The following is a 13115-nucleotide window of genomic DNA, read 5'->3' on the forward strand; positions in this document are numbered from 1 at the left end:
AGATAGCCAGGATGGGCTGTTTCGATTTCCCCGCAAGCAATGTCGTCATCCTTTTTCCGTTCCAGAGCTTGAACCTGCGCTTCGGTAAGGACAATTCCTTGCTCTGCTGAAATCTTTTCCAAAGCCTTCAGGCGGAGCTTGAAATTATGAAGACCGTGCCGCAGCCAAATAGATCTAATGCCGGACGGCGAGACAAAAACACCTAATTTTCTTAGCTCGTTACTGGCTCTTGTTTGTCCATGAGCAGGAAAGTCAGTTGCGTAAACAAAGACTGCGTCTTCGATAGCCTGATCAACTCTATTTTTTAGGTTTGGCTTACGACGTGATTTATCAAAAAGAGCTTCGACTCCGCCTTCTTCCTTGGCTGACTGATACCGATAAAAAGTGTCACGAGAAAAGCCCATCAACTTGCAAGCTCTCGAAACATTACCAAGCTCTTCAGCCAGATTTAACAGACCAATCTTGTGTTTTATGATGTTTTGATTGAAACTAGACATGTGGTTCTCCTTGGGCATGGTGCCCTGTTTTGATGGTTCGTTAGTATTCCCATCAAAAAGGAGAACCTCTTTTGTTTCAAGAGGAAATGTCAGATCAAGTCGGAACTAATACACTTAATTATTATAAAATGGCTGCAATAGCTGATCCTGAAAATAAAAGTGCCAGTAATTCTGTTTCGCGCGTAAGAAAAATGGTTGATGCCTCTCTTAAAGTTCCAGATCCTCACAAAATAGATAATTACAAAATCGGACCCTATACGGAGAATTAGATGCGTAAAAAATACTTTGCTTTCACAATTTTACTTGCATTAGCATGCATGTTTTCCGGCTGCACACCAAAGGTAAAAATTAAACTGCTTGCTCCAGGCGATATCAAAATATTAGGAGTCAGTAAAATTGCGGTATTGCCTTTCAACTCTATAACTTGCAACCTTAAAAACGGAAAATATACCGCAAACAAACGGGATTGCGAACTCGCCCGACGCTGTGTTGAAAGTGCTCTCTATAGTGAGCCTCATTTCCAGTTAGTTGATTTAGATCTGGAAAAGAATCTTGTTAAAATAGATCATAGTGCAAGACCTAAAAATCGTCTGAACGGTATACTTTACGGAAAAGTATGGTGGCAGATTTCTGATGAATATGAAAATTATATGCCAACCAAAATACCACTATCAAAATGGGTTGTCCGGAAATATGTATGTGGCAAAACAGATAAAGGAAAACCAATTTATTGTAGAAAAACACTGACGACTCAGGTCAAAGATGAATTCTATAAATCACATTACAGAACAGTAACAGCAAGTTTGATGATGAGTTTATCAGTTTATAGACTCAGTTCCAAAGGACAAATTGAAAAAGTTGCACAGGTTTTTGAAATTGCTAAAAAACCGGCAATCATTAGTAATGGTGACTTTTCCACAGATGTTGAACTTGTCGGATATAAAAAACATAAAGGCAGGTGCGTTACTTTAAATGCTAAGGAAGAAACCGTCGCGGCCAAAAAGACAGCAAGCCCCCCGGCTAAAGATGATGCGGCTAGTATTACAAACATTTTTGCCATTAACCTAAAGTCACTTTTCCCTTCATCTAAAAAAGCTGAAATGCCTCAACCAGCTGGAAAAGATCATAATCCCGATAATTACGGAAAGACCTACCTAGACAAAAAAGTAACCAATAAATGCAACAGTATCCCTGACAGGATTGGTATGAAAAATGATCTTGCAGACGCAATAGGCACACGCCTCAAGGGATTAATTCAACCTCATTCCGAAGAATTTGATATAGAAATGCACGGTCTCGACAAAAAAACACAGACAATGTTTATCACAGAATCTTTTAAAGGGTTGTCTAAATACCTAGCACTTAAAATTACCAATAAAGATGATGAACTTTCTAGAGAGCTTATAGACTCCCTAGACTTTGAAGAAGTGACTAAAAAAATGCTCTTCAAAGAAATGAAGGCTGAATATGCTGAGGAGCAGGCCGAACTATCAGCCGAACAAAGAGTTCCATTTGTCCAGCCCGACCCTGCAGATTTAGCAAGCTCTGCAGACTCATACTTGGACAAACATATAGATGATATATACAATTTAGGGTTAGCATTTGAAAGTATTGGAGATTTTGAGCGTTCTATAGAAATATACCGCTTCGCTTTCAATAAATATGCAAATACAAATCAGGATTTTGCTGATGGCATAGGACGTTGCGCACTTGCTCTGGATATGAACGTCAGAAATAGTGAAGCTTACAAAGAAATTATAAAAAACCAAGAAAAAAATGAAATGGGACAGAGAGGCAACACAAATGGTTAACAACATTTTACAAAAATTAACCATACTTAGTGCGGTTCTCATCCTGATATTAACTGCTTCAATCGGAAACGCCTATGAGGACGTAGGCGTTTCAGTATCAATAAAAGGTAACGTCAATTATGCGAATAAAAAAAAGGCTAACCTCTTAGCTGAAAAACAAGCTATCATCAGCTACCTAAAAAGAATCAATCCGTCAGCAGTGAAAAAGGCGTGCGCCAAGCAGCTAGTTGACAGCAGAGCTCTTTTAATTAGAAACATCTCGCGCAAAAGTGTTTCTAAAATTGGTGATTATATGGAGGCTTCGTATGTTGTATGCATTGATGATAAAAAATTTAACAACAGGCTTGAAGAGCTAGGTTGCGATGCACAAACAGGAGTAACAAAAGTTACTATTCTGATAATGGAAGAGCCTCCGACAAAAGCCAACATTTCAATGATTTTAAACCCGGAAGATTCTACAGGTGTTAGAAAACTGAGAGGTTTAGGACCATTTGCGGTATTCTATACATCATACCAGCGGTCAATCAGAGATACTATCATCAGTAAAGCAAATCAGGAAGGCATTAAACTCACAAGTCTGGATAAGTTTGAAGAATTCCAGAAAATGAAACGGTCAAATGATGACCCGTTGGTTGGAGTTTACTTTGATGTTGACTCCGAAGATTTTGTTATAAATAAGAGCCTGCTTAAATTTGTTCGCTCAAGATTTGCTGCGCAAACTACAATTGTTCTTTATTACAGAATTAAATCTTTATACTTTGATCAGGTTACGCGAGAACTGAAGGCAGATATAGCCATTTCATTATATAATCTAAATTCGGGAGAAACTAAATCTGTAGGAAGTCAGGACTTTATGGTGATTGTACCTGAAGGACAAGCTAGCGTGGCTATTCGCGATGGATTAGCTGAAGTAGCTTCCAATGCGGCATCCTTGCTCATGAATAAAGCCAAAGAACAAATACGAAGAATTATAACTACAACTCAAATACCGAAGACACAGCCTGTTATTGTAACGGTGCATCTCAATTCAAAGCGAACAATGTATAAAGTTAAAAAAAATCTTAAGCCTGACATGATCAGTCATTCTGAAATAAAAGACGGCAGCCTTATTTTAAATTTGGCCAAAGGTATTCAGGCAGACGACTTCGTATACGGAGAACTTCTAGACGTACTCGAAGGAATGGGAATAAAAATTCCTGAAAGCAATATTCGCTTAAACGGACAAGAAGTCATTATTCAGCAGTAAGTTAGATTTAAGCATACTTTTTTCATATCGGCAGTGTTTCGATATGGAAAAAGTATGCTTCCACTATATTCGTTCCGACTTGATCTGAAATTTCCTGGTAAAGCACCATCAGCAAATCTCCTTCAATTTCATATTGTTAAATAATCATGAAAATTGAAGGTTATCCTGTTTGATGTGGGCACGGGGGTGGGTTGATTTTTTTGATGATTCTGGGGAGCATGTAGTGTGGACGCATTGCTGGTTGTGTTGGAAACAAAACAGGTGACACAAAAAATCTAGAACATCTGTATAACTAAGGATGATTAATAATATATTCTGGCAGAACTTGGTCCGGCCTTCCGTTATCTGGTAAGTCGCTACATCCACCTCCGTCTTTACTAAACTCATGCATAACCTGATATAAATATTTCTTAATTTCACCTTCAGCATTCATCTGCCTTAAGACCTTCGCCAGTTCGGGAGCAATGCTGGCATGACTCTTATGTAGGTACGGATACGTGAATGACTGTTCTAAAATACCCGCTTTTATAATTCCTGAATTTTTAAATTCTTGAGAATTTAATATGCCTAGAATGGTTATCTCGTCATTCACAAAGATGTCGGTCCGATTAGCTATAAGTTTTCTTAATCCCAAGAAAGGCGACGGTATAACAGATATGTTTTCAGCTTTTACAACTTTCGGTAACTTTTCCTTAGCAATATGATAACCCAGAACATAATCAACACGATACGGGGTATTCAACAGACTCTCCCACCCATTTACAGAAATTTCCGGATCAATAGCGTAAGCTACTACCCGGAATACAACAATAGGCTCTTCCACACGGACAAGGTTCTTATAAGTCTCGCCATATTGAATATTTCTGGAAGGTTCGCCGTCAACTTTGCCGGAATTAGCCATTAAGCTAGATCGTTTGGCAGGAAAAACATTATATCGAAACTCCTTCCCTAAACGACGAAATGCTTCAGTGTAAATAAGTTCAGCCAGCCTCCAGCCTGGATGCTTAGAAGGCTCCATAGCAAATGCCATTGTGAACGACTCCCTAGCAACGGCAATCTGTCTCATCAAAGGCATGAACATCAAAAAAAACAACAGGAACATGTAAAAAATAAAATGTTTCATATACATTACCACCTTCAGTTCTGTATTAAAGTTAGCACATCAGGTATGTATGGGCAAACAAAAGAGCAATATACTTTAATACTCAACTTTTAAAGCTAGTTTTATAATCTTAATAACAACACGCTTACTTAGATAAAGAGTTTTCAATTGAAAAGTCCTTACTTCCTCGACAATCTGCTCTCTTCCAGCTACATCTGCATCGCCAACAAACACATCATAAACAAATTAATAGAACCGCCCAGTAACACTAACACTCTGCCCTTCGCCTTCAAGTCCTTTCGGTGGAGTGATGTATCTTTCATAAAGGTTCAGAGAGACAGCCACTGGTACCTTGAATCCGGTTTCCTTGGCCTGTTCGGTCACATCTATTAAATTTCCGTCTTCGAGTGCCTGCTTAAGGGTATAGGAAAAGATTACGTTGAACAGTGGATCGCAGTTAATTACCATCAGCAAATCTCCTTCAATTTCATATTGTTAAATAACTCTGAAAATTGAAGGTTATCCTGATTGGTTTGATTTGGTCACTGGGGTGGGTTGATTATATTTTGATTTTTTTGATGATTCTGGGGATCAGATGTGTGGGGTTGTTTAGTAAACCAACAAAACAGCCTATTACTAAGATAATTCCACCACACATTGTATATACGCATTTCCTTATTTAGAGCCAGTTACTTTCTAGTCATTGTCGGCACATTATGATATTCAATCCAATCGCACGGCTCAACATAGTTAACTATGCTAATATAATTTGATTTTTTTGCGTTAAAGAAGAGTCAGCAATGCAGGTGGAGCTAAATGGTCAATGGTCATAATTTGTTTGATTCAGTAGAAACAGATTGCGAGTATAAAGAATATTTTATGCCGAAAGAGGTTTAAATAAGATGCCGATAGACGAAGATAAAATAGAACAACTGTTATCTCACACAGAATCATTCATGAATCATGTTTACTGGGTTCAACAAGAATTTCCAATTCAACCGAGTAAAAACCATTGCGGAGTTGCAATTAATTTCAATGACATAAATGAACGTCGTTATGACTTTCTTTCAGAACTTCAAAAAACGGTTACAAGTTGGGTCTATAGCAATGCAGTAAAAAATAGAATCTTCCAAGAAAGACTTGCTAACAGCAGCGACCTTGGCAATGCAAGTGAACATTTAAGCTCTTTAGCACGTCGAAAATTTAGAACAGGATATCCACAGGGACAATTTGGAGAACTATTATTATTCAACTTTATTCAGTATTTTTTTAAAGCTCCTCCATTGCTTCGTAAGATGCCTCTAGCCACTTCAAGTTCACATGAAAGATTTGGTGCAGATGCAATACATTACTGTAAAAATGAAACTCAAAACATCATAATTTTAGGCGAGTCTAAATGCTATAAAAGTAAATATAAATTCGCGACTGCCTTTAAGGTTTCTCTATCAAGTCTTGTTGATGCTTTTAATTCACTAGACTCAGAGCTAGACCTATACACATATGATGACTTTATAGATGAATCTCTTCAAGATGTGGCAAAAAGCTATAAAGACGGACAACTCAATAACGTCAGATATGAACTTGTATGCTTAATCGCGTATAATGAAACACGATCTCTAGCACTTGAATCTGAAGATCAAATCAAAAGTGAAATCATGCAAATCATTACAGACAGATGCACCAACATCGAAGCAGAACTTTTCGAAGGCTTTAAACATGGGGTTTTAAATCGGATGAATTACATTTTATTCCCGATTTGGGATTTGGACAAACTGCTAAGTGACTTTGATTCTGGACGGTAAGTTATGACAAAAGATGAAACATTTGAAACCATCGTCAGACTACTAGAACATGAACATAAAGCCATTGCTTATAAGTTAGGAGTGATAGCCTCACCTCCTGAACCAATCCCATATGACCTAATCAAGAAATCAATCGCCATTGCAGACCGCTTGTCCCGTAGAAATAGCGATAGACTCAAACAAATTGTTTTAACGATTTGTGCTTTGCTATGGACATACTGTAACGAGAGTTGCTCTGGACTGTCAGAAACCCTAATCCTTTTCCTCTCAAGAATAGGATTTTCTCCTTCAAGTGGGATGGTTGATCCGGGTTATGAAGGTGAAACATATTCTGCACAACAAAGTATTATTAACCAGCACGCCATCATGCTCCATCAACTTCGGTGTGAAGTGGAAATTGGTGAACAAAAGTTTGTTTTGACTGAATTCCAAAAAGAATTTTGGAAAGCCCTTGATACGTACAAACTTGTAGGTATTTCGGCACCAACTTCAGCAGGAAAATCTTACGCTATTCTACTAAAATGCATTGACTTATTAATTAATAAATCAGGAATTGTAATCTACATTGTACCCACATTAAGTCTGGTTGCTCAAGTTTCTGCTGATTTTAGGGATAAATTAGACTTCTTCGGATTGCACGATTATCCGATTTTAACAACCTATAATGACCAACACCAACCTTCCAAAGCAATTTATGTTTTAACTCAAGAAAAAGCAGTTGCAGCGTTCGCCCAAAATGAAGTTCCTTTTTCTGAGGTTAGAATATTTGTTGTAGATGAAATTCAAAATATTGAGCGAGTTGGAAATGAAGGAGACGTAAGATCAAAAATTTTATTTGATGCGATAACTGAAATAAGATTTTCATGTAATCCCGACTATGTCGTCATCTCTGGACCTAGAGTCGAAGGATTAGGACATCTTGGTATTGATCTATTCGGGATTGAGGCGGATGAACAGGAAGCAAAAAGCTCTCCTGTTGCAAGTGTTACGTATGCATTTGCTGAAAAGAATGGATCATATATTTTCAAACAATATCACGAATTACTACATATTCCAAATGAGTTACACATTGAAAATGACCAACTGGTAAAAGGATTTGGCCAAAAAAGGTATACAGATAATTTCCATGGCTATTTAAACGAAGTCCTAGACCGCCTTGGCAAAGAATCGAAAAACATTGTTTTCGCACCGACAGCGCAACAAGCGAGAAAGACTGCAATTGCCATTGCAACTGGAGACAATCCACCATTAAACGGAAATATAAACTCCCTTGTGGATTATATCAAAAAAACTGTCCACCCACTATACGACTTAGCCTACACGGTAAGTAGGGGAATCGCATTTCATCATGGTCAGATGCCATTACATGTTCGTAGAACAATCGAATCTGCCGTATGCGATAAAATGATTTCAAATGTTGTTTGCACTACAACTTTAATGCAAGGAGTAAATCTCCCAGCACAAAATGTAATTATTCGTTCACCCAATTTATTTATTGCTCAAAGAGATGGAGCAACAAAATTAACCAACTACGAACTTGCAAATCTTCGGGGCCGAGCAGGACGTTTGCTTAAGGATTTTATTGGTAGGACCTTTATTCTGGATGAGACATTTTTTTCACAACCGGAAGATCAATACGATCTTCTTCAGGACGAAAGCAAAGAAGTTTCTGCTGGATACTCCGACAAATTTGATTTGGCAGAAATTGATATCTGTAACAGTCTCCGCAATTGTGAGCCATATTCAGACACCGACTTTCAGCATAATTTTCTTTTAACATATATCAGGCATGGAATTGTCCGCTATAAGGAAATGGCACCCTATAGATTTAAGCAAATTGGGATTGAAATTGATCCTGAAACGTATGCAAAAGCTGTAACAGATTTATCTTCTTTAACAATTTCTCCTGAAATCTGTCTCAAAAATCGCTATTGGGACCCTCTAGATTTGCAGGAAATAGCCTCAAAAATTTCAAAAATTTCTCTTCCTATAAATTTACATGATAAAAATGCAGCCAAAGACTTATGCAATGTATTAAAATTCATGAAATATAATTTCACGCACTATTGTGAGCGTTATTATGACCTTCCACCAGACAATGTTATTTTTGTACATAGTATTAACGCTATTGAATGGGCAAGAGAGACACCACTATATAACATTTTATCTACAGAATATCATTCAGACGCAGATAAAATTGACAATACAATTAAAACTATATTGACAAAAATATCTTATGATATCCCAGCACTACTTAAACCTCTATATGACATTAAATTTGGAGACTCTCCTTTTTTAAGAGCAATCGAATGTGGTGCATATCGTCCTGTAACTAGATTCTTGATTGAAAATAATGTCCCACGCGACACAGCTATCAGCCTGACTGACAATTTTTTTTCAGATGTTAAGGATGAATTTAACCCCTTACAATTAAAAAACTTTTTACTGATAAATAAAAAAGACATTCCACACTGGGAATTTGTTCAGCTTAAAGGCTTTCTATATTAACAATCACAAGAACACTCACCCACCCCCGATTAACACCAAAGGTTGGCAGCACCCCAAAAAATACCGCAAATAAACGCAAAAAAGGGCTAACTCTGAAAATGAGTTAGCCCTTTAATATTATACTAGTTTTGTACTAGATGGTGACCCCGACAGGATTGATTCGCCCCGTACTGGGGCTCACCCCTTCGGGGCGTTGGTAAAGAACCAACGTCCAAATCCGCTGTCCTGCGGATTTATCGAACCTGCGGCATCAGGATTACGAGTCCTGCTTGTTAATCGCAGTCGGTTGATTGGAAGTATATATGCAGCTGACCCACTCAGTATGCTTCAACACAATTCCGCCCTTTTTCTTTGGCTTGGTATAGTGCTTTATCAGCCCGTTCCATCATGGTTTGAATTTCATCCCCCTCCCGATAACTGGCAACTCCAAAACTGCATGTCTGTTTACCGATATCGGTAAAATCTCGGTCTTCAAACGCATGCCGCAGATTTTCAGCCAGTTGAAACGCTCCTTTCATATCGGTTTCCGGACACACAACAAGAAACTCCTCTCCCCCCCATCGGCCCACGATATCTGTTTTTCGGGTATGACCAAGGAGAATGCTTGACGATTCCTTCAAAACCTGATCACCAACATAATGCCCAAAGATATCATTAACACTTTTAAATTTATCAAGATCAAGCAAAATGACGGAGAATGAATTTCCATAGCGTTGAGCCCGTTGGAATTGATTGTTAAGTTCGTCATCCAATTTCAATCGGTTATTCAAGCCAGTTAATGTATCGGTAATAGCAAGGAAGTCTACTTTTTGTTTTGCTTCTGAAAGCTGAGCAAGAGCTGTTTCTGCATTGTTTTTAGCAATCTTCAGCTCTTCTGCTTCCCTTCTCATCTCCCGGAATAGCGGAGATGTCACTGTCCGGAAAATAACAAGGATAAGCCCTAGGCTGAGTGATATAGCAAGAATGACAACTCCCACCATTTCTACCTGAGCCCTATGGACCAAGTCGTGCGTAATTATATTCTGGGACTTGTACTCGTCTTCGATTCGTGATGCGATCTCAGAAGAGATTTGTGTCACGGCATGTTCATGTTGGTCCAGTTTTTTAGATAATCCATTAATATCAATACTTGCAGAACGAATTTTCAAAAAAATCTCATAGTATGCTTTAAGCTCTTCATTTGCTTTATCAACGTTGACCATTATATGGGAATTGTCAGTAACGGACTCAAGAGCAGCTTTCAACTCCAAAAACGCTTTGCACGCATACCTGTAATTATTCTTGAACATGACATAGTACTTTTCATCATCTTCATGAAGATATTTTGACTGATATAACCGCATGAGTTGGAATGCATTCCGAGCATTACCAAATGAAAAGAAGATATCCGGTTCCTGCACAATTCCGATGTTAATCCTGATGGCGGAAAGCTGATTTTCGATCAATAATTCTTGTTTCAAAAACACAGTGGAAAGCAACATCTGCTTAAGCATAATCTGCTTTGTGATATTTTCAAACTGGATATCATACAGGTGTACTTCGCGCTGGATGCCTTGAACCATGCTCAGCAACTTTCGATTATCAGTCTGAGAGATAAGCTCATTAAGACCTTTCTTTAAATCGACAATCTCATCATTAAAATGATCCAAATCCTCCTGATGGTAAAAACGTCGATAACGCTCGGCGTAAAAACGGACCAAGCGTATTTTTGCTGTAACACCTTGAGCTAAGGACCGTGTTTCAGCCAAATTATTAGTTAGGTTGTCTACAGTTTCCTTAATTATATTCAGACGAGTATATGAAAAGGACACGGCTCCAACCATTAAACAAAGAGCAAGGAAGTAGCCGAAGAATATCTTTAAAATAATTTTTCGTTTATTGAGTAGAACCATTTTGATTATCAGAGCATTGGGTAGCTGGTGTATACCATTGAGATAACCCGCGTTGAAGATTGTCGGCTGCCTGAACCGGAGTCATTACGCCATTCATGATATCTATACAACTTTGGAGACTTAACTCATAGGCACTAGGCGAACCGTCACGAATCTTTCCCCAGACAAAACGCATATCAGTTTTGTACTTATCATTAAAACTTAAAAAAAGCGCTGCATATTTGTTCTTTGTGGAAATAACGTCATTTTGCATTGGAAAGTAGCCGGGAAGCTGTTCCACAACTAAAGAGGCAAAATCAGCAGTCGTCATCCATTGTAAAAACAATTTTGCCTCCTCAATATAAGGAGATGAACGGTTTAACCCAATCCCTGAATCTGGATGGAATGTCACAAAACACTCTTTTCCGGCAGGTGGTGGAATCACAAAAACACTCCATTCAAAATCAAGATTGCGTTCTTCAAAGAAAGGAATATCCCATGAGCCACCAAACAACATCGGTGATCTACCTTGTGCGAACAACTGCAAACTATCAGCATATTTCAATAATTTATGATTACTTGAAATATAAGCAGAGATATCCTTTACCGCTTGAAATGACGCAATCATCTGTTCATCATTGAAGCATCTCTGTCCATTATAATATGCCAGCCTTCCATCAGCACCGCCAATAATGCTTGGGATTACATTTTGAAGAATTAATCCATTAATGGTCCAAGCGTCTCCTGTTGTATTTGCAAACGGAACAATACCCATTTTCTTTATACGTTCAGCTATGGCTAGCAATTCTTCCCATGTTTGGGGAATTGGGATGTTCTCTTTCTCAAAAAAAGATTTATTATAATAAATACCATGAGAAACAGCCATCAAAGGCACACCATAAATATCTCCTTCGCTGGTAGACCAAGCCTTCAGCATAGAGGCTGGAAACTGTTCCCTTATTCCCGGGAGAGAGTTCAATTTAAATAAATATCCAGCTTCATATAACTTTCTGGAGTGAGAAAAAGAGCGAAGATAAAAAAGATCAGGCGCAGTTCCGCTTTCCAACTGCGCTTCGATGACTTCGTTATAATCTGACGGGGAGGTGGGATCGAATTTGATTACGATATGCGGATACTTGTCAGTGAACTTGCTAAGAATATAATTGATCTGCTCGACATCATCTTTTCTCCATGAGCCCAGAGTCAAAATAATCTGTTTCAAATCTTTTGGCTTTTCAGCTTCAGCTTCAGCTTCAGCTTCAATATTTTCATGAGATTTCGAGTCAGTATCTTTTTTCTCGATACCGTGTTGTTCACATCCAGTTAATAAAGTCAGTATGAATATGAACGTTAAGAAAATTATATTTTTCATATCCATTCCATTTGAAGGGTAGAAAGTAAGTCTTGCCTAATTAATATATAATCAATCATAGTAACCATAATTAATTACATACTAAATATCCCGTACCACGCCAATGATTTAGCAGCAACGATTTTTGCTATTGTCTTAATTTATTAATATCTTTAATATCAGGCTCTTACTTAACATGACCAATATAGCAAAACACATCATCAACGGCGCAAAAAAATCACAATACCACTTATTCGCCCCGGTTGACACCAAAGGTTGGCAGCACCCAAAAAACACAGCCTCCAACCCCAATTTACCATAAAGATTCATCGGGCTTACTTCGAGTGTGGCCAATAAATAACAGCTCTCTTCCTCGGCTCTCCTGAGTACAGTTTCTAAATTAGTACAGAATTCTAATTGCCAATATTTTTTCATCCTGATTTTCATTTTCCTCTTAATCTTAATAGCTGCTCCACAATTCTTCTTCCCCACCCTGCTCTGGTCCAGTTTATCCAGCATAGCCAGCAGGCACATGGTAAACAGATCATGCAGTCGACCTTCAACGCTCTGCCCTTCACCTTCAAGTCCGCTGGGCGGTGTGATGTATTTTGCGTGTAGATTTAATGATACGCAGACTGGAACTTTGAATCCTGATTCCTTCGCTTGCGCTGTAACATCAATCAGATTGCCATCTTCGACAGCTTGTTTCCGTGTATATGCGTAGATAAGATTAAACAGTGGATCGCTATTATTAACCATCAGAATCTCCTTCAAATTTAGTATGTTGTTAAATTTGGAGGTTATCCTGTGGTGTGGGTGTCGGTCACGGGGGTAAGTTGATTTTTTTGGTGATTCTGTGGATCAGGTGATGATGAATGAATTGTTGGATTTTTCGGTTGACCGAATATGATGACGGTGACGTATGAG

Annotated in this window: 11 protein-coding genes; 5 read left to right on the plus strand and 6 right to left on the minus strand. The window is 38.3% G+C overall.

Annotation, left to right across the window (positions count from 1 at the left end; translation table 11 throughout):
* On the minus strand, positions 1-497 hold a 497-nt coding region (locus H589_RS0106795; RefSeq protein ID WP_027721737.1), incomplete at its 3' end, for a helix-turn-helix domain-containing protein.
* Positions 498-568: 71 nt separating this feature from the next.
* Between H589_RS0106795 and H589_RS0106800 the strand changes: the two genes are divergently transcribed.
* Genes H589_RS0106800 through H589_RS0106810 form a run of 3 tightly spaced genes read left to right on the plus strand, consistent with a single transcriptional unit; the run spans position 569 to position 3554 of the window.
* A complete protein-coding gene (locus tag H589_RS0106800) occupies positions 569-766 on the plus strand; it encodes a hypothetical protein (RefSeq protein ID WP_027721325.1) in 198 nt (65 codons plus the stop codon).
* The gene (locus H589_RS0106805) at positions 767-2308 is read left to right on the plus strand and encodes a hypothetical protein (RefSeq protein ID WP_027721326.1); all 1542 of its coding nucleotides are present in this window, start codon (positions 767-769) and stop codon (positions 2306-2308) included. It abuts the gene before it with no gap.
* A complete protein-coding gene (locus H589_RS0106810; RefSeq protein WP_027721327.1) occupies positions 2301-3554 on the plus strand; it encodes a hypothetical protein in 1254 nt (417 codons plus the stop codon). The genes H589_RS0106805 and H589_RS0106810 overlap by 8 nt, the downstream gene beginning before the upstream one ends.
* Before the next feature lie 292 nt (positions 3555-3846).
* Here H589_RS0106810 and H589_RS19340 read toward each other — a convergent pair whose 3' ends face one another.
* Positions 3847-4677: a type 2 periplasmic-binding domain-containing protein gene (locus H589_RS19340; protein ID WP_051249664.1), complete on the minus strand. Its 831-nt coding sequence runs from the start codon at positions 4675-4677 to the stop codon at positions 3847-3849.
* 225 nt (positions 4678-4902) lie between these two features.
* Entirely contained in the window at positions 4903-5124 is a 222-nt protein-coding gene (locus H589_RS19345; protein ID WP_035075558.1) for a DUF6573 family protein, read from the minus strand.
* Positions 5125-5558: 434 nt separating this feature from the next.
* Here H589_RS19345 and H589_RS0106830 point away from each other — a divergent pair, with 434 nt between their 5' ends.
* Both H589_RS0106830 and H589_RS0106835 read left to right on the plus strand, forming a co-directional pair.
* Positions 5559-6458, plus strand: coding sequence for a HamA C-terminal domain-containing protein (locus H589_RS0106830; RefSeq protein WP_027721328.1), 900 nt, complete (start codon positions 5559-5561; stop codon positions 6456-6458).
* Positions 6459-6461: 3 nt separating this feature from the next.
* Positions 6462-8966 carry a DEAD/DEAH box helicase gene (locus H589_RS0106835; protein WP_027721329.1) on the plus strand — a complete coding sequence of 835 codons (2505 nt, stop codon included), beginning with the start codon at positions 6462-6464 and terminating at the stop codon, positions 8964-8966.
* A 317-nt stretch (positions 8967-9283) separates the two neighbouring features.
* On the opposite strand, the gene H589_RS20345 is transcribed toward H589_RS0106835, so the two are convergent.
* From H589_RS20345 to H589_RS21180, 3 genes are all read right to left on the minus strand, one after another.
* Entirely contained in the window at positions 9284-10858 is a 1575-nt protein-coding gene (locus H589_RS20345; protein WP_051249665.1) for a GGDEF domain-containing protein, read from the minus strand.
* Positions 10842-12209 (minus strand): ABC transporter substrate-binding protein, encoded by a 1368-nt coding sequence (locus H589_RS0106845; protein ID WP_027721330.1) that lies wholly within the window; start codon positions 12207-12209, stop codon positions 10842-10844. The genes H589_RS20345 and H589_RS0106845 overlap by 17 nt, the downstream gene beginning before the upstream one ends.
* Before the next feature lie 135 nt (positions 12210-12344).
* Positions 12345-12947: a DUF6573 family protein gene (locus H589_RS21180; RefSeq protein ID WP_051249666.1), complete on the minus strand. Its 603-nt coding sequence runs from the start codon at positions 12945-12947 to the stop codon at positions 12345-12347.
* Between the last annotated feature and the right edge of the window lie 168 nt (positions 12948-13115).

This window comes from Maridesulfovibrio zosterae DSM 11974, from assembly GCF_000425265.1.
In the GTDB taxonomy this organism is placed as follows: domain Bacteria; phylum Desulfobacterota; class Desulfovibrionia; order Desulfovibrionales; family Desulfovibrionaceae; genus Maridesulfovibrio; species Maridesulfovibrio zosterae.